The sequence below is a fragment of the Streptomyces sp. NPDC034103 genome (genome assembly GCF_055575395.1).
The window spans coordinates 31,717-49,062 of record NZ_JBVISS010000014.1 but is presented as its reverse complement, the minus strand read 5'-3'; the positions used below and the strand labels follow the sequence as shown (position 1 = coordinate 49,062).

Genomic DNA, 17,346 nt, shown 5'->3' with positions numbered 1-17,346 from the left:
GGTGCCGGTCGCCGTGCGGCAGCTCCGCGGGGGCGGTGGCGGTCGCCGTACGGCTGCTCCGCGGGGGCGGTGGCGGTCGCCGTACGGCTGCTCCGCGGGGGCGGTGGCGGTCGCCGTACGGTCACGTCGGTTGCCGTGGGGCCGGTGCCGACCCCTCCGCGGTGTCTGTGCCGACGACCCCTCCGCGGTGTCTGTGCCGACCTCCGTACGGTCCACCGCGGCTTCCTTCGGTCACCCCTCCGAGGCCGGTGCCACGTTGCCGAGGAGTTGTCCGAAGGCCGCCTCGTCGACGACCGGGGTGCCGTACTGCCGGGCCTTGACCACCTTGGACGTGCCCGAGTCCGGGTCGTTGGTGACGAGCAGGCTGGTCAGCCGGGAGATGCTGGTGGCGACATGGAGCCCGGCCTCGATCGCGCGGTCCTCCAGGAGGTCGCGCTCGGTCGAGGTGTCCCCCGAGAAGGCCACGCGCATGCCCTGCTTGAGCGGCTTGCCCTCTTCATAGCGTCCTGGGTTGGGATGGGGGCATGCGGGCCTTTTGCGGGTCGGACGCCAACTGGTCGGCCGATAGCTGCCGTAGGACGACTGCTGCTGCCGGGGCACGGCCCGGTCGGTCCACTCGGTCAGCGGCCGGCACTCGTGCAGCGGCAACCGGACGCTCCGGGAGGCCGCGGTCAGCAGGCTCGGCCGGAACGCCTCCGCCAGCACGCGCGCGTCGTCGAGCGCGTGGTGCGCGCGCTCCTGCACGACGCCGAAGTGGGCGGCCAGCGACTCCAGCTTGTGGTTGGGCAGCGGCAGGGCCAGTTCCTTGGACAGCGCGATGGTGCACAGCCGCTGACGGACCGGTGCCTCGCGCTCCGCGCGCGCGTACTCCCGCGCGATCATCTGCCAGTCGAAGACCGCGTTGTGCGCGACGAGCACCCGGCCGTCCAGCCGGGCGGAGAACTCCTCGACGACGTCCTGGAAGAGGGGCGCGCCCCGCAGTACGTCACTCGTCAGACCGTGGATCCACACCGGGCCCGGGTCCCGCTCCGGGTTGACCAGCGTGTACCAGTGGTCCTCGACCTCGCCGCGCTCGTCCAGCCGGTAGACGGCCGCGGAGATTATCCGGTCGTCCCGGGCAAGGCCGGTGGTCTCCACGTCAACGACCGCGTACCCCTTCGGATACGCGGCCGGCCACGCTGTGGGGGCGGACGCTGCGGTCGTGCGGTCTTCGAGCATGGTCCCTGAGGATACGGGCCCCCACTGACAGCGCCGCGCACACCCGGCCACGTCTAGGGCTGCTCCAGCAGAGACTCCGTCAACGCCCGCACGGAGGTGACGAACAGCCGTTCCTCGTTCACCGGGCGCGCGAAGGCACGGGCGAGCGCCGGGTCGCCGTACCCGGCGGACTCCTCGGCGGGCCGCTGTGCCGGCGCCCGTTCCCGGTTGCGCTCCACCAGGACGAAACCGACAACCTGGAACTGCACCGCCCGCACCGCCTCCACCGCGCGGGCGCCCCGCAGCCCGGCCGCGTGCACCTCGCGCACCAGCGCCTGCCGCGCGGGCAGGAACATCCGCTCGGTGAGGCCGCGTTCGTGGACCATCGCGATCAGGTGCGGGTGGTCGCGCAGCCGCCGGCGCAGGATGCGGGCCACCGAGACGATCCGCTCGGCGGGGGTGCGCCCGGCGGGCCGGAACGCGCCCAGATCGGCCACGGTCCGCTGCACGAGCGCGTCCAGCAGGGACTCCCGGTTGCCGACGTGCCAGTAGATCGAGGTCACCGCGGTGCCCAGCTCGGCGGCGAGCTTGCGCATTGTCAGCGCCTCGGGGCCGTGTTGCCTCACCAGGTTCGCGGCGGTGTCCAGGACCTCGTCCCGGGTGAGCGACGGTCTCGCCATGCTGCCCCCAAGTCCGGCTCGTGCACGCGTATTTACCCGGCGAGGGGAGTGCTGTAACTGTGTTACAGGTGACGGCCCATCAGAAAGGGCGGTACGACATGGCACGCGTACGGTACGGCGCACGGACCGAGGCGGAGATCGCCGCCGCGCGCACCGCGAGCTCCAGGCTCCCCGACATCTGGTCCACCGGGGTGACGGCGGTCTGGGAGACCGACCCGGACGCCCTCGCGGCGGTTCTGCCCCCACCCCTGAAACCGACGGGCCGGCCGCTGGCCCGGGTCAGCATCAGCAAGGTCGACCTGCCCGGATACCCGCTGGGCGCGGGCTCGTTCGCGGTCGCGGCCTCCCATGACGGCGTCGAGGGCTGGTACCCCCTCGTCATGCCGATGACCCACGAGCGCGCCCTCGTCGGCGGGCGCGAGGTCTTCGGGGAGCCCAAGAAGCTCGGCGAGGTGGTCGTCGAGCGCGACGGCCTGGTCGTCCGCGCCCGCCTCGCCCGGCACGGCATCGACTTCGTGGAGGTGCGGGGCGCGGTCGCCGGGGAGCTGCCCCTTCCGGAGCCCACCCAGAAGACCGACTTCTACTTCAAGTTCCTGCCCGCGGTGGACGGTTCGGGCTTCGACGCCGACCCGGTGCTGGTGCACTGCCTGCGCAACGAGAAGGTCCGCCGACTGGAGCGGGTCACCGGCGACGTCGTCCTGCGCGAGTCGATGTACGACCCGGTCGCCGACCTCCCCGTGCGCCGGCTCCTGGAGATCACCCTCGGCGAGAAGACCAGCGACCAGCGGGGCACAGTGGTCGAACGGGTGGACGCGCGAGCGCTGTTGCCGTACGTCCACCAGCGCTACGACGATCCCGCCCAGGTCCTCGACGCGCCTTCGCGGGGGAGTGCCTGATGGACCTCGGGGAAGGGCAGGTCGCCGTCGTCACCGGCGCCGCGAGCGGCATCGGCCTCGCGATGGCCCGTCGGTTCGCCGCGGAGGGCCTGAAGGTCGTCCTCGCCGACGTCGAGAAGGGCGCGCTGGCGACGGCGTTGGAGGGGCTTCGCGCGGAGGGCGCGGACGCGCACGCACGCGTGGTGGACGTCGGCGAGCGCGAACAGGTCCTGGAACTGGCGGACTTCGCCTATGGGACGTACGGCGCCGTCCACGTGCTGTGCAACAACGCCGGGGTCGGCTCGGGTGCCGAGGGCCGGATGTGGGAGCACGAGCCGAACGACTGGAAATGGGCCTTCTCCGTCAATGTGTGGGGCGTCTTCCACGGCATCCAGGCGTTCGTGCCCCACATGATCAAGTCGGGTCAACCCGGTCATGTGGTCAACACGTCCTCCGGCGACGGCGGTATCGCCCCGCTGCCCACCGCCTCCGTGTACGCCGTCACCAAGGCGGCCGTCGTGACGATGACCGAGTCCCTGTACGCCCATCTCAGGGCGGAGCACGCACGCGTGGGCGCCTCCGTCCTCTTCCCCGGCCCGCACATGCTCCGCACGGGCCTGTGGGAGTCCCACCGCAACCGCCCCGAGCGGTACGCCAAGGAGAGACCGCGCAGGACGCCGTACCGCAGCCTCGGCCAGTGGGAGGCGGCGATGAGGGAAGCGGGCCGGGAGGTGGAGTTCACCCCCGCCGAGGAGGTCGCGGAGACCGTGGTCGAGGGCATCCGCGCGGACCGCTTCTGGATGCTGCCGGCGAGCGAGCACAGCGACGCCCAGATCAGGGCGCGGGCGCGGTCGATGCTGGAGCGGACGAACCCGTCGTACCTGGAGAACTTCATCCTGGACTGACTGGACTGACTGGACTGACTGGACTGACTGGACTGACTGGACTGACTGGACTGAGCGGGCTGACTGGACCGACTGGACCGACTGCACTGAGCGGACGGACCGCACCGACTGCATTGACTGCATTGACCGGCCCGACCGCATTGACCGGATCGACTGGACCGAAGGGGTCTCGATGACCGACCAGGACGACCCGTACCTGATCATCTCCTCCGACTGCCACGCCGGACTCCCCACCGAGGAGTACCGGCCCTACCTGGACTCCCGTTTCCACCGCGACTTCGACGACTTCCTCGCCGGTCGCGACCGGCGCCGCGAGGAGATGACCCGGCTCGGCATCCGCAACGAGGCGTTCGCGAACAAGTGGTTCCAGGACAACGAGGAGGGCCTGCGCGGGGGATGGGACACCGCCCAGCGGCTGAAGGAGCTCGACGGCGACGGGGTGGCCGCCGAGGTCGTCTTCCCGGATGCCGACGCGGTCGACAGCCAGACGGCGGCGCCCTTCGGGGTGGGGCTCGGGCTCTCCGGCGACCAGGACCCGGAGCTCGGCATGGCGGGCGCGCGGGCGCACAACCGCTGGCTGGCCGACTTCGTCTCCGAGCACCCCGAACGGCACTGCGGAGTGGCCCTGTTGCCGGTCACGGCGGACACCGACCAGGTCGTCGCGGAGATCCATCGCGCCAGGGAGTCCGGGCTCGGCGCCCTGATGATCCCGTCCATGTGGGTCGACAAGGAGCCCTACCACGACCGCCGTTACGACCCGGTGTGGGCGGCGGCCGCCGAGTGCGGCATGCCGGTCCTCACCCACTCCGGGGCGGCCCCGCGCCACGAGTACGGCGACCACCTCGGGATCTACGTCTCCGAGGTCACCTGGTGGCCGGCCCGTCCGCTCTGGTTCCTCCTCTGGTCCGGCGTCTTCGAGCGCCACCCGGGGCTGCGGTTCGGGGTCGCCGAGTCGGGCTGCTGGTGGCTGCCGAACCTGCTGTGGTTCATGGACCGCCTCTACCTCGGCGCCCACGGCGGCAAGAAGCTCTCGCCGTTCCAGGAGCTCAAGCGCCCGCCGCACGAGTACCTCGACCGCCAGGTGTTCGTCTGCGCCACCAACACCAAGCGCCGTGAACTGGCCCAGCGCTACGAGATCGGTGTCGACAACATCCTCTGGGGCAGCGACTTCCCGCACCCCGAGGGCACCTGGCCCGACACGCGCGCGTGGCTGAGGCGCACCTTCCACGACATCCCCGTCGCGGAGACCCGCCGCATGCTGGGTCTGGCCGCGGCGGAGGTCTTCGGCTTCGACACCGACAAGCTGGCCCCGCTCGCCCGCCGCATCGGACCCACCCCCGCCGACCTCGGCCAGTCCGCCGACCAGGCGGCCGTGGAGGCCTCCTGGTCGCGCTCGCGCGAGGTGGGCCGGCACTGGCTGACCGACCACGACTTCCCTGTCCTGGGGGCATCCTCATGACCGACCGCTACACGGTCATCTCGGCCGACTGCCACGCGGGCGCCGACCTGCTGGACTACAAGCCCTATCTGGAGCGCCGCCACCACGACGAGTTCGACGCGTGGGCGGCGACGTACGTCAATCCCTACGAGGACCTGCTCGCCGACACCGCCGACAAGAACTGGAACTCCGAACGGCGGCTCGCGGAGCTGGAGGAGGACGGGATCGTCGCGGAGGTGGTGTTCCCCAACACCATTCCGCCCTTCTTCCCCTCCGGCTCGCTCATGGCACCCGCCCCGGAGCCGGCGGAGTTCGAGCGCCGCTGGGCCGGCCTGCGCGCCCACAACCGCTGGCTGGCGGACTTCTGCGCGGCCGCCCCCGGGCGGCGGGCCGGCGTCTTCCAGATCCTCCTCAACGACGTCGAGGAGGCGGTGAAGGAGATCCGCCGGTGCGTGGAGGCGGGCCTCAAGGGCGGGCTGCTGCTCCCCGGCACACCGCCGGGCTCGGGCCTGCCCGAGCTCTACTCGGCCACGTACGACCCCATCTGGGCCGTCTGCGCGGAACTGGGTGTCCCGGTCAACCACCACGCGGGCTCGGCCTCCCCGCCGCTCGGCGACGAACCGGCGGCCCGCGCGGTCTTCATGGTCGAGACGACCTGGTTCTCCCACCGGGCGCTGTGGCACCTGGTGTTCGGCGGTGCCTTCCGCCGCCACCCGGACCTGCGGCTGGTCCTGACCGAGCAGGGCTCGGGCTGGATCCCCGGGGTGCTGGAGATGCTGGACTACTACCACGGGCGTCTGGTCGCGGCGGCGACCAGGGCGTCCACGGCGGAGTCCAAGTTCGGCGCGGGGCTGGCGGCCCGGATGGGCGACGCGCCCTCCGAGGTCTGGCGCGACAACTGCTTCGTCGGCGCCAGCTTCATGCGGCCGCACGAGGTGCCGCTGCGCGACCGGATCGGCGTCGACAAGATCATGTGGGGCAGCGACTACCCGCACGACGAGGGGACGTACCCGTACTCGCGGGAGGGCCTGCGGTACGCCTACGCGCGTGTGCCGCGTGCGGAGGTCGCCGCGATGGTCGGCGGCAACGCCGCGCGCGTGTACGGCTTCGACCTCGACCTCCTCGACCCCATCGCGGCGAAGGTGGGCCCGACGGTGGAGGAGATCGCCGAGCCGCTGACCGAGCCACCGGCGGACGCGACGAGCCCGGTGTTCGCGAAAGGGGCGTCGGTGCGGGTGTGGTGAGCGCGGTCCGGGGCCGTTGGGCTTCGGCGAGCGTCGGCTTGGATGCGGTGAGCGCCGGTCCGGACACGGGGGCGTCGGTCCGGATACGAGGGCGTCCGGGGTGCGATCCTCCCGTCGTGACCGAACCCACGCATGACGAGGCCCACGGCGGCGCGCTCGGCGCGCGGCTGAACTGGCTGCGGGCGGCCGTCCTCGGCGCCAACGACGGCATCGTGTCCACGGCCGGCCTCGTCGTCGGCGTCGCCGGCGCCACGGACGACCGCTCGGCCCTGCTCACGGCGGGCCTGGCGGGGCTGCTGGCGGGGTCGATGTCGATGGCGGCCGGCGAGTACGTCTCCGTCTCCACCCAACGGGACTCCGAGAAGGCCGCCCTCGCCGTCGAGAAGCGGGAGCTGCGCGAGCGGCCCGAGGCCGAGCTGGAGGAACTGACCGGACTGCTGCGGGAACGGGGTCTGTCGCGGGACGTCGCCAGGGAGGCCGCCGAGCAGCTCACCGCGCGGGACGCCCTGCGCGCCCACGCACGCGTGGAGCTCGGTATCGACCCCGACCAGCTGACCAACCCCTGGCACGCCGCGTGGGCGAGCTTCCTGTCCTTCACGGTCGGCGCCCTGCTCCCGCTGCTCGCCATCGTCCTGCCACCCGCCGACCGGCGTCTCGGGGTCACCGTCGTCTCCTCCCTCGCCGCCCTCGTCCTGACCGGCTGGAGCAGCGCTCGCCTCGGCGCCGCCGATCCCGTCCGCGCGGCGCTGCGCAACGTACTGGGTGGCGCGCTGGCCATGGGAGTGACGTATGCGGCGGGGGCCCTGCTGGGTGCGGCCGGAGTCTGAAACCGCCCGTGGTGGCTTTGGGGGAGATCACCAACAAGTAAGCGCGTACTCGCTGTAATACTTGTCAGTAACAACGTCTAGTCGCGGCCGACCAGCGGTTCTACGGTCCCCTTATGCCGAACCTGCCCGATGTCGTGCTCTGGTCCATACCCGCCTTCGTCCTGCTCACCGTGGTCGAGATGATCAGCGTCCGCATCCACCCCGACGAGGACGCCGCCGGATACGAGACGAAGGACGCCGCGACCAGCGTCGGCATGGGGCTGGGCAGTCTCGCCTTCGACTTCCTCTGGAAGATCCCGATCGTCGCGATCTACACGGCGATCCACGAACTCACCCCGCTGCGCGTCCCCGTGCTGTGGGGGACCGTCCCGCTGATGCTGCTCGCCCAGGACTTCTTCTACTACTGGTCGCACCGCGGCCACCACGTCATCCGCATCCTGTGGGCCTGCCACGTCGTCCACCACTCCAGCGAGAAGTTCAACCTCACCACCGCGCTGCGCCAGCCCTGGACCACGCTGACCGTGTGGCCGTTCTACGTGCCGCTGATCGCCGCCGGTGTGCACCCCGCGGCGCTGGCCTTCTGCTCCTCGGCGAACCTCGTCTACCAGTTCTGGATCCACACCGAGCGCATCGACAAGCTGCCCCGGTGGTTCGAGTTCGTGTTCAACACTCCCTCGCACCACCGGGTCCACCACGCCTCCCAGGGCGGCTATCTGGACCGCAACTTCGGCGGCATCCTCATCATCTGGGACCGGCTGTTCGGCTCGTTCGTCGCCGAGACCGAACGGCCTGTCTATGGGTTGACGAAGAACATCAACACGTTCAACCCCATCAAGGTCGCCACCCATGAGTACGTGTCGATCATCAAGGACATCAAGGCGGCGTCCAGTTGGCGCGAGCGCGCCGGCCGGGTGTTCCGCGGGCCGGGCTGGAAGCCGGCGCCGACGGCGGAGCCGGCCGAGAAGACCGTGGCCGCGTGAGACGTCCCCTCGCCGCAGCCTTCGCCCTCGCGGCCGTCGTCGACCTGGTCTCCCTGGCCGTCGGTTGGGACGCCGGGCACACCGTCGCCAAGCCGCTCCTGATGCCCCTCCTCGCCGCCTGCGCGGCCGTCCGCGGCGCGCCCCCGCTCCTGATCGCCGCCCTGCTGTGCGGCTGGGGCGGCGACACCCTGCTGCTCCTCGACGCCGAGCCCGCCTTCCTCGCCGGGATGGGCTGCTTCGCCGCCGGGCACATCTGCTACCTCGCCCTCTTCAGGTCGTACGAGCCAGCACGCGCGCGCAGTGCCTTCTTCGCGCCCGCCTACGGCATGGTCCTGGTCGGTACCGTCGCCTCCCTGTGGCCGGACCTGCCCGCCGACCTGCGGGTCCCCGTGGCCGGCTACAGCCTCCTGCTCACCGCCATGGCCTGTGCGGCCGCCACCCGGCTCGGTCTCCTCGCCGGTCTCGGCGGCGCGCTGTTCGTGCTCTCCGACAGCCTGATCGCGACCGGCGTCGCCGAGTGGCCCCAGCCGCCCCGACCGGATCTGTGGATCATGCTCACCTATATCGCCGCGCAGTCACTGCTGGTCATCGGCGTACTCGCCGAGCGACAGCCGGAGCGGTCGGCGTACGGTGAAGTGCGCTCGACCACCCCCTGAGCGCATGTACGAGCCAGCGAAGAGAAGGATCCTCCTCATGCGCGCCACCACCATCCACGCCCCCTTCGACATGCGCGTGGAGGACGTGCCCGACCCCGTGGTGCAGCTGCCCACCGACGCCGTGGTCCGGGTGCTGCGGTCCTGCATCTGCGGCAGCGACCTGTGGGCGTACCGGGGGACGGCGACCCGGGAGCGGGGTCAGCGCATCGGGCACGAGTTCCTCGGTGTCGTCGAGGAGACCGGCTCCGAGGTCGGCACCGTCCGCCGCGGCGACCTCGTGGTGGCGCCCTTCATGTGGTCCGACGGCGTCTGCGACTACTGCCGTGAGGGCCTCACCACCTCCTGTGAGCACGGCGGGTTCTGGGGCTCGGTCGGCTACGACGGCGGACAGGGCGAGGCCGTGCGCGTGCCCTTCGCCGACGGCACCTTGGTCCAGCTGCCCAAGGACGCGGCCTCCGACGACCGTCTGCTGGCCGCGCTGCTGAGCCTGTCCGACGTCATGGGCACCGGCCACCACGCCGCCCTCGGAGCCGGGGCCCGCGCGGGCGCCACGGTCGCCGTCGTCGGGGACGGGGCCGTCGGCCTGTGCGCGGTCCTCGCCGCCAAGCGGCTGGGCGCCGAGCGGATCATCGCCCTCGGCCGGCACGAGGCCCGTACCGACATCGCGCGCCGCTTCGGCGCCACCGACGTCGTCGCCGAGCGCGGGGAAGCGGCCGTCGAGGCGGTCCGTGAACTCACCCGCGGTCAGGGCGCGCACGCCGTCGTCGAGGCCGTCGGCACCGAGCAGTCCATGCGCACCGCGGTCGGCATCGCCCGTGACGGCGGCACCGTCGGCTGGGTCGGCGTCCCGCACGGCAGCGGCACCGGGCTCGACCTGGGCGTCATGTTCGACCGGAACATCGCGCTGCGCGGCGGCGTCGCGCCGGTCCGCGCCTACCTCCCCGAGCTGCTGCCCGACGTCCTGGACGGCACCATCGACCCCTCACCCGTCTTCGACCTGACCATCGGCCTGGAGGACGTCCCGGCCGGCTACAAGGCGATGGACGAACGGACGGCCCTCAAGGTGCTGGTGGCGGGCTGAGCGCCCGGAGCGGGGTGACTCCCCGGGCGAGCCCAGGAGCCGCCTCGGCCTCTCGCCCCGGCCGTGCTGATCCCCTGGGCGAGCCCGGGACCCGGCTCGCCCCTCACCCTGCCTCCCCGGCCTCACCAGCGGATCGGTACCGGCAGTGCCGTCAGCAGACCCGATACCGCCACCGTCAGGCCCAGGGCGATGACCTCCGCCCGCGCGGGGGAGTACGCGGTGAGCGGGTCGGGGGCTCGGCTCAGGCGCAGTCGCGCCCACAGGGCGAGCGCGGCGACCGCGGCCACCAGCAGCACCTTGGCGAGCAGCACGCGCCCGTACGCGGTCGTCGTCAGCTGGTCGAGGACCGTCCCCGGCGGCATGCGGCGCAGCGAACTCCACACCCCGGTCGCGGTGATCGCGGCGAGCAGCCCGACGGCCACGCGCGCGTAGCGGCCGAGCAGGGCGGCGCCCGCGGCCGGGCTGTCCCCGGCCCCCGACGCAGGCCCGCCCGCGTCCGCCGCGCGCCGCCACTGCCGTAGGGTCCGCAGCGCGTACAGCAGCCCGCCCACCCACGGGGCCGCACAGGTCAGGTGAACCAGCGTCAGCCCCGACCCGACCAACGGCCCGTGCTCGGTCGGGGGATGCGCGCGCAGGGCCTCCGCCACGACGACCGCGGCGAGCGGCCAGACCTGTGTGGCCGGCCGGGCCGACATGGCGCACAGGCCGGTCGCGAGGAAGGCGTTGACCTCGACGAGGGCGAGCTTGCCGTCCCGGGACGCGTACAGGCCGCCGACGTCGACCTGCGCGAGGCTGTCCGGCACGAGGTTGCCGGTGGCCACGACCGAGGCCAGCCCCAGCGCGGCCACGAGACCGGCACCGGCCGCGTAGGGGGCCCAGGAGCGCGGCACGGCCGCGGGAGCGCCGGGCACCGACCGGGCCAGCCGACTCACGAACAGCTCGCCCACCGGGACGCACAGCGCCGTGAACAGCACCGCCCGCAGCAGGGCGACGCCGCCGACCCCGGGCGCCGCGGCCTCCCCGGTGCCGTGCAACGCGGCGGACGGGCCGAGCAGCGGGATCAGCGCGCCGAGGGTCACCAGGACGACGGTGGCGACGGCACGGCCGGTACCGGGGCACGGCGCCCGCCCGGTCGCGCCGGACGCCCCGGTCGCGGGTCTTGTCAAGGTCACCTCATGATCGTCGCCAGCTGCCACGGAACCGGGCAAGTCCAGGAAAACACCTGGCGGTACGGCATTCCGGCCAGAGGTACGTATACCGGCCGACGACCGCTCAACTCCACCGCGCGATCCGCCGGTCCAGAGGGTATGGGTTCCGGCCGAAGGCGCCGCGCGGCTCCACCGCGCGATCCGGCGGTCCAGTGGGTACGCGGGCTGCCCGCGACGGCGCCGCTCAACTCCACCGCGCGATCCGCCGGTCCAGAGGGTACGGGCTCCGGCCGAAGGCTCCGCGCGGCTCCACCGAGCGATCCGTCGGTCCAGTGGGTACGCGGGCTGCCCGCGACGGCGCCGCTCAACGCCGCCGCGCGATCCGCCGGTCCAGAGGCTACGCGCCCTGCCCCACGGCGCCGCTCAGCTCCACCGCGCGGGGTCCGTCCCCCAGACCCCCGGTGGTCGCGTCCAGTCCACCGGACCGCCCGTGAAGGACACCGGTGACCGGGCGTACCGCAGCCGCCCGACCCCGCTGTCCGTCTCGGTGAGCCAGGGGCCGGGGTCGGTGTCCGCGTCGCCCGTGTCCCCGGGGGTGTCGGCCGGGACCTCGTTCATCAGCCACTGTGCCGTCCGCGCCAGCGCCAGCCGTACGACCCGGCTGCCGCCCTCCCGTGACTGCTCGGTCAGCGCCCGCAGCACGGCCGCCGCCAGCAGATAGCCCGTGCCGTGGTCGAGGGCCTGCGCGGGCAGCGCGCCCGGCCGCTCCAGCGCCCCCTCCACGACCGCGATCCCCGTGGCCACCTGCACCAGGCTGTCGAACCCCCGCCGCTCCCGCCAGGGCCCGTACGCGCCCCAGGCCGACAGCTGGGCCACGACCACCCCGGGCCGCCGCTCCGCCAGCGCCCGGGGCGACAGCCCGAACCGGTTCAGCGCGCCCGGCCGGTACCCGGTGACGACGACGTCCGCCGCCGCGAGCAGCTCCTCGAAGGTCCGCCGGTCGGCCACCAGGTCCAGCGTCGCCGACCGCTTCCCGAAGCCCGTCTCGGCGTGCTGGTCGGGCAGTTCGGGCAGCCGGGGCGGGTCCAGGCGCAGCACGTCCGCGCCCAGCAGGGCGAGCGTGCGGGTGGCGACCGGGCCGGCGATGACCCGGGTGAGGTCCAGGACGCGCAGCCCGGCGGCGGGCAGCAGGGGAGCGGTGTCGAGGGGGGCGAGCACGCGCGCGTGGGCGGAGTCGAGGCGTTCGTGCTCGACGAGCGGCCGCTTCGCCAGCTCGGCCGCCTGCTCATGGGCCGCCCACTCCTCGGGCGTCCGCAGGGCGACGGCGAGGCCCCCGGCCGCGTACACCACCTCCTCGACCTCCAGGGCGGACCGCTCGGCGAAGGCCGCTTCGAGGGACTCCGGCGGACCCATCACCTTCAGCAACCGCTGCCGGTGATGCGGGTAGTTGGCGTGCGTGCGTACCCATCCGTCGGCGGTCCGCCAGAACCTGGACAGAGGTGCGAAGGTGACCGGGGCCCGACCATTGATCAGCAGATGCCGCTCGCTCACGAACGCCGTGGCGATCGCGCCGTCGTCCACCCGCACGGCGGGCACCTCGGCGAGCCGGGCCCGCCGCGCCCCCAACTCGGCGGCGGCCCGCGCGCATTGGCGGACGCAGGCGCGCGCCAACTCCCGTACCGGAAGCCGTGCCTGAAGAGAGTCCTCGTGCGTCACCTCGGTCATGACTTCACTATGCATTATTGATCAAATCAACGTTGATTCAATCAACATGGGGCGCTGCCGACCACCGCAGACGCACCTCCTTGCGCACGTCCGTGGGCCGCAGCTGCCAGCCCAGCGCGTGGGCGACCTGGGCGACGTACCACCCGCCGACGCCCCGATAGTCGCGCAGCGGTATCGCGCACTCGTCCGAGGGCCGTGCCTGCTGGGACTTGCGGGGCGCGGACGCCCTCTTCGTCCAGCGGCCGACCTTCTTCTCCACCCGCGCCCTGTAGTACGCGGTGTCGCCCTCGTGCCGCAGCTCCGGCCAGCTGACGCACCAGGCGGGCCACCTCGACAACGGGTCCAGTACCCGGTCCCCGGCCTTGAACAGGCCCTGCTCGTAGGAGGTGCTGAACACCGTGATGATCTCGGTGGCCAGGCTGATGGCCAGGAAGGCGACGAACGCCACGAGCCACATCACGAACTGCACGGGCGTGTAGAGGACCGTGAGGACGAAACGGAACACCAACTGCCCCTTGGGCCGGGTCGGTTCGGCGGTCCAGGTGGCGGGTTCTTCATACACATGCATGCCGGAGATCCTGCCGCATCACGCGCCAGGGCCGGACGGCACCCGGTCGGCCCCGCACGGCACGCGCGCGTGACGCGACGGCGTAGCCCGTGCGGGAAAGCCGGGCGGCGCGGCCCGTCGAGGCCGCGCCGCCCGGTTCGGGTTGCTTCCTACTTCACCGCGCGCAGCGCGTTGACGATGCCGTAGCCGTAGAACCCGTTGAACTTCTTGCCGCCGACGCAGGTCGCGTCCTGCGTGCCGTCGCCGTCCTGGTCGTACGACGCCGGGCAGCCCGGGTTGTCCGCCTGCAGCTTCAGCAGCGCCTGCAACTGGGCCGGGGAGGCCTTCGGGTGCGTCGACTTCAGCAGCGCGGCGACACCCGCGGCGTGCGGGGAGGCCATCGAGGTGCCCTGGAGGAAGCCGTACGCGTTGTTCGGCATGGTCGACAGGATGCGGCCGTTCTTCGACGGGGTGTCCGGGATCTGGTAGAGCCGGTCGCCGCCCGGGGCCGCGATGTCGACGACACCGTAACCGTACGAGGAGTAGTACGACTTGAGGTTGTTCACGCCCGTCGCGCTGACGGTGACCACACCCGGGAGCTGGGTCGGCACGTCGAAGCACTCGTGCGGGTCGATGGTGCGCGGCACCGGCGTGGAGTCGTCGGGGCTGCTGTCGTCGACCAGGGCGTCCGAGTCGAGGTCGTCGTTGGAGTTGCCCGCGGACGCCAGGTTGAGCGTGCCCTTCTTCTGGGCGTACTTCGAGGCCCGGTTGACCGCGTCGACGATGGCCCGCTGGTCGGGGTCGTCGAGGCAGTTGTACAGCCACGGGTCCACGTAGTAGCTGTTGTTCGTGATCTCCACGCCGTGGTCGGCGGCGAACACGAAGGCGCAGACGACGCTCTCCGGGTAGAACAGGCCGTTGCTCGGGTCGGTGACGTTGATGGCCGAGACCTTCACGCCGGGCGCGACACCGGCCACACCGATGCCGTTGCGGGCGGCGGCGATCTCACCGGCCACGTGCGTGCCGTGGTAGTCGTCCGCGGTGTACGGGCGCCAGGCGCCCTCGGTGGTGTTCGGGACACCGCCGTCGCAGTTGGCGGACTGGGAGGCGGAGAAGTTCGGCGCGATGTCCGGGTGGGTGTCGTCGACGCCGGTGTCGATCACGGCGACGGTGACCTTCTTGCTGCCCGGGTTGATCTGCGCGGCCTTGTCGGCGCCGATCGCCCTCAGGTCCCACTGGTCGGCCTCGAGGGGCTCGCTGCCGGGGTCGGCCGCGGAGGCGCTCTCGATCTTCTCGGCCTGCGCCTTCGTCAGGAACTGGGCCGCACCCTCGTCCGTGGTGCTCGCGGGGGCCAGCGGGGAGGTGCGCGTCGCACCCGCCGACTGCACGCCGCGCACCGCGCGTATCTGGGCGCCGAAGTCGGGGTTGGCCGAGTGGACGACGATCACGCCTATCTTGTCGTACGTGATGACGACCGTGCCGCCCTTGGCGACCACGGCCTTCTTCACCGACGCGATCGTGCGACGGTCCACCTTGGTGTTGACGACGTACGACAGGGAGGGCGAGTCCGCGGCCTGTGCGGTCGGCTCCGCGTACGGGGCGGCCGACGCCGCCGCCGGCAGGAAGCCGAGCGAGGCGGTCAGCGAGAGAACGACAGGTACAGCGAGAGCGAGCCGACGTCTGGAGCGCAGACGGGACATGGGGTCTCCACATCATCCGGAAACGAAACCGCCCGAGACACAGGTGGTGCTCGGGCAGGTACATGACGGGTGTTGCAGGGCGAAGTTATCCCGCGCAGCCGCTGGCCAGCAATGACCTACCGGGGGTGACTTCACAAAGACGCCTCGGCAGTTGAACCGGTCCTCGCGTGCCGCCGTGACCTTGGGCAGGGAGCACGAGCACGATCGAGCCCCCTGGCAACCCCGAGGAACAGAGCCGTCACATGTCCGCCGTACCCAGTCCGCCCCCGGACCCCGATCCGTCCCCGTCCACCGTGGCACCAGCGCCCGCAACGCGAGGAGACTCCGTGGCTACCGACGCACCGCCCCCCTCGAAAGAGCAAGACCGACTCCCCAGCCCCGAGGAGTTCACCGCGGTGCATGAGAGCGCTGAGTTCGCTGAACTGCGCCGCTCCTACCGCTCCTTCGCCTTCCCCCTGACCGTGGGCTTCATCGCCTGGTACCTGCTGTACGTCCTGCTCTCGAACTTCGCGGGCGACTTCATGGGGACCAAGCTGTTCGGCAACATCAACGTCGCCTTCGTCCTCGGCATCGCCCAGTTCCTCACCACGTTCCTCATCGCCTGGTGGTACTCGCGGCACGCCGCCGCGAAGCTCGACCCCAAGGCCGAGGCGATCAAGTCCCGGATGGAGGGCGGCGCATGAGCCCCGCGATCACACTGGCAGCCGGCGAGGCCAGCGAGCACCGGCCGCTGATCATCAGCCTCTTCGCGGTGTTCGTCGTCGCGACCCTCGTCATCACCGTCTGGGCGGGCCGCCAGACCAAGGACGCCGCCGACTTCTACGCCGGCGGACGGCAGTTCAGCGCCTTCCAGAACGGCCTGGCGGTCTCCGGCGACTACATGTCGGCCGCGTCGTTCCTCGGCATCGCCGGCGCCATCGCCCTCTTCGGCTACGACGGCTTCCTGTACTCCATCGGCTTCCTGGTCGCCTGGCTGGTGGCGCTGCTCCTGGTCGCCGAGCCGCTGCGGAACTCCGGCCGCTACACCATGGGCGACGTGCTGGCGTACCGCATGCGCCAACGCCCGGTCCGCACCGCGGCCGGCACCTCCACGATCGTCGTCTCGATCTTCTACCTGCTGGCCCAGATGGCCGGCGCCGGCGTCCTCGTCTCGCTGCTGCTCGGCATCACCTCCGACGGGGGCAAGATCGCCATCGTCGCCCTGGTCGGCCTGCTGATGATCGTGTACGTCTCCATCGGCGGCATGAAGGGCACCACCTGGGTCCAGATGGTCAAGGCCGTCCTGCTCATCAGCGGCACGATCCTGATCACCTTCCTGGTGCTGCTGAAGTTCGACTTCAACATCTCCGATCTGCTCGGCACGGCCGCCGAGAACAGCGGCAAGGGCTCCGCGTTCCTGGAGCCCGGCCTCCAGTACGGCGCCACCGGCACCTCCAAGCTGGACTTCATCTCGCTCGGCATCGCCCTGGTGCTCGGCACCGCCGGCCTGCCGCACATCCTGATCCGCTTCTACACGGTCCCCAACGCCAAGGCCGCCCGTAAGTCCGTGAACTGGGCCATCGGCATCATCGGCGGCTTCTACCTGATGACGATCGCGCTCGGCTTCGGCGCCGCCGCACTGATCGACCAGAAGGAGATCACCGACTCCAACCCGTCCGGCAACACCGCGGCCCCACTGCTCGCCCTGCACCTGGGCGGCGTCGACTCGGCATGGGGCGCGATCCTGCTGGCCACGATCTCCGCGGTGGCCTTCGCGACGATCCTCGCCGTGGTCGCCGGTCTGACCCTGGCGTCCTCGTCGTCCTTCGCGCACGACATCTACGCCAACGTCATCCGCAAGGGCCAGGCCTCCGGCAAGGAGGAGGTACGCGCGGCCCGCTGGGCGACCGTCTTCATCGGCATCGTCTCCATCGGCCTGGGCGCCCTCGCCCGCGACCTCAACGTGGCCGGCCTGGTCGCGCTGGCCTTCGCGGTCGCCGCCTCCGCCAACCTGCCGACCATCCTCTACAGCCTGTTCTGGAAGAGGTTCACCACCCAGGGCGCCCTGTGGTCGATCTACGGCGGTCTGATCGTGGCCGTCGGCCTGGTGCTGTTCTCGCCCGTCGTCTCCGGCGACCCGAAGGCGATGTTCCCGGACGTCGACTTCGCGTACTTCCCGCTGAAGAACCCGGGCATCATCTCCATCCCGTTCGGCTTCGCGATGGGCTGGCTCGGCACCGTCCTGTCCAAGGAGGAGCCCGACGTCGCCAAGTACGCCGAGCTGGAGGTCCGGTCCCTGACCGGCACCGGCGCCCACTAGGACGATCCACCGAGCGGCCGCGTCGTAGGTCTCTACGACGCGGC

16 protein-coding genes are annotated in these 17,346 nt (G+C 71.8%); 10 read left to right on the top strand and 6 right to left on the bottom strand.

Annotated elements, in window-relative coordinates; genetic code table 11:
- Positions 1-231 precede the first annotated feature (231 nt).
- Positions 232-1,218 carry a DEDDh family exonuclease gene (locus tag ACZ56U_RS29680; protein ID WP_469087037.1) on the bottom strand — a complete coding sequence of 329 codons (987 nt, stop codon included), beginning with the start codon at positions 1,216-1,218 and terminating at the stop codon, positions 232-234.
- A 53-nt stretch (positions 1,219-1,271) separates the two neighbouring features.
- On the bottom strand, positions 1,272-1,877 hold the full coding sequence (locus ACZ56U_RS29675) for a TetR/AcrR family transcriptional regulator (protein ID WP_469087036.1): 606 nt from the start codon (positions 1,875-1,877) through the stop codon (positions 1,272-1,274).
- A 98-nt stretch (positions 1,878-1,975) separates the two neighbouring features.
- Between ACZ56U_RS29675 and ACZ56U_RS29670 the strand changes: the two genes are divergently transcribed.
- From ACZ56U_RS29670 to ACZ56U_RS29635, 8 genes are all read left to right on the top strand, one after another.
- Positions 1,976-2,773, top strand: a complete 798-nt coding sequence (locus ACZ56U_RS29670) for an acetoacetate decarboxylase family protein (RefSeq protein WP_469087035.1) — start codon at positions 1,976-1,978, stop codon at positions 2,771-2,773.
- Positions 2,773-3,657: an SDR family NAD(P)-dependent oxidoreductase gene (locus tag ACZ56U_RS29665; protein ID WP_469087034.1), complete on the top strand. Its 885-nt coding sequence runs from the start codon at positions 2,773-2,775 to the stop codon at positions 3,655-3,657. Before ACZ56U_RS29670 ends, ACZ56U_RS29665 begins: the two co-directional genes overlap by 1 nt.
- Positions 3,658-3,829: 172 nt before the next feature.
- Positions 3,830-5,116, top strand: coding sequence for an amidohydrolase family protein (locus ACZ56U_RS29660; RefSeq protein ID WP_469087033.1), 1,287 nt, complete (start codon positions 3,830-3,832; stop codon positions 5,114-5,116).
- On the top strand, positions 5,113-6,339 hold the full coding sequence (locus ACZ56U_RS29655) for an amidohydrolase family protein (RefSeq protein ID WP_469087032.1): 1,227 nt from the start codon (positions 5,113-5,115) through the stop codon (positions 6,337-6,339). The genes ACZ56U_RS29660 and ACZ56U_RS29655 overlap by 4 nt, the downstream gene beginning before the upstream one ends.
- Positions 6,340-6,455: 116 nt before the next feature.
- The gene (locus ACZ56U_RS29650; RefSeq protein ID WP_469087031.1) at positions 6,456-7,166 is read left to right on the top strand and encodes a VIT1/CCC1 transporter family protein; all 711 of its coding nucleotides are present in this window, start codon (positions 6,456-6,458) and stop codon (positions 7,164-7,166) included.
- Positions 7,167-7,279: 113 nt separating this feature from the next.
- A complete protein-coding gene (locus ACZ56U_RS29645) occupies positions 7,280-8,146 on the top strand; it encodes a sterol desaturase family protein (RefSeq protein ID WP_469087030.1) in 867 nt (288 codons plus the stop codon).
- Positions 8,143-8,802: a lysoplasmalogenase gene (locus tag ACZ56U_RS29640; protein ID WP_469087029.1), complete on the top strand. Its 660-nt coding sequence runs from the start codon at positions 8,143-8,145 to the stop codon at positions 8,800-8,802. The genes ACZ56U_RS29645 and ACZ56U_RS29640 overlap by 4 nt, the downstream gene beginning before the upstream one ends.
- 37 nt (positions 8,803-8,839) lie before the next feature.
- On the top strand, positions 8,840-9,883 hold the full coding sequence (locus ACZ56U_RS29635) for a zinc-dependent alcohol dehydrogenase family protein (RefSeq protein ID WP_469087028.1): 1,044 nt from the start codon (positions 8,840-8,842) through the stop codon (positions 9,881-9,883).
- A 122-nt stretch (positions 9,884-10,005) separates the two neighbouring features.
- On the opposite strand, the gene ACZ56U_RS29630 is transcribed toward ACZ56U_RS29635, so the two are convergent.
- The 4 genes from ACZ56U_RS29630 to ACZ56U_RS29615 all read right to left on the bottom strand — a co-directional run bounded on the left by ACZ56U_RS29630 (position 10,006) and on the right by ACZ56U_RS29615 (position 15,003).
- Complete coding sequence (locus ACZ56U_RS29630; protein WP_469087027.1) at positions 10,006-11,055, bottom strand: CopD family protein; 1,050 nt, start codon at positions 11,053-11,055, stop codon at positions 10,006-10,008.
- A gap of 399 nt (positions 11,056-11,454) precedes the next feature.
- The gene (locus tag ACZ56U_RS29625; RefSeq protein ID WP_469087026.1) at positions 11,455-12,756 is read right to left on the bottom strand and encodes a CoA transferase; all 1,302 of its coding nucleotides are present in this window, start codon (positions 12,754-12,756) and stop codon (positions 11,455-11,457) included.
- Positions 12,757-12,793: 37 nt separating this feature from the next.
- The gene (locus ACZ56U_RS29620) at positions 12,794-13,324 is read right to left on the bottom strand and encodes a hypothetical protein (protein ID WP_469087025.1); all 531 of its coding nucleotides are present in this window, start codon (positions 13,322-13,324) and stop codon (positions 12,794-12,796) included.
- A gap of 149 nt (positions 13,325-13,473) precedes the next feature.
- Positions 13,474-15,003 carry a S8 family peptidase gene (locus ACZ56U_RS29615; protein WP_469087024.1) on the bottom strand — a complete coding sequence of 510 codons (1,530 nt, stop codon included), beginning with the start codon at positions 15,001-15,003 and terminating at the stop codon, positions 13,474-13,476.
- 326 nt (positions 15,004-15,329) lie between these two features.
- On the opposite strand from ACZ56U_RS29615, the gene ACZ56U_RS29610 reads away from it, so the two are divergent.
- Positions 15,330-15,686, top strand: a complete 357-nt coding sequence (locus ACZ56U_RS29610; protein WP_469087023.1) for a DUF485 domain-containing protein — start codon at positions 15,330-15,332, stop codon at positions 15,684-15,686.
- The gene (locus ACZ56U_RS29605; RefSeq protein ID WP_469087022.1) at positions 15,683-17,302 is read left to right on the top strand and encodes a solute symporter family protein; all 1,620 of its coding nucleotides are present in this window, start codon (positions 15,683-15,685) and stop codon (positions 17,300-17,302) included. Before ACZ56U_RS29610 ends, ACZ56U_RS29605 begins: the two co-directional genes overlap by 4 nt.
- Positions 17,303-17,346 lie beyond the last annotated feature (44 nt).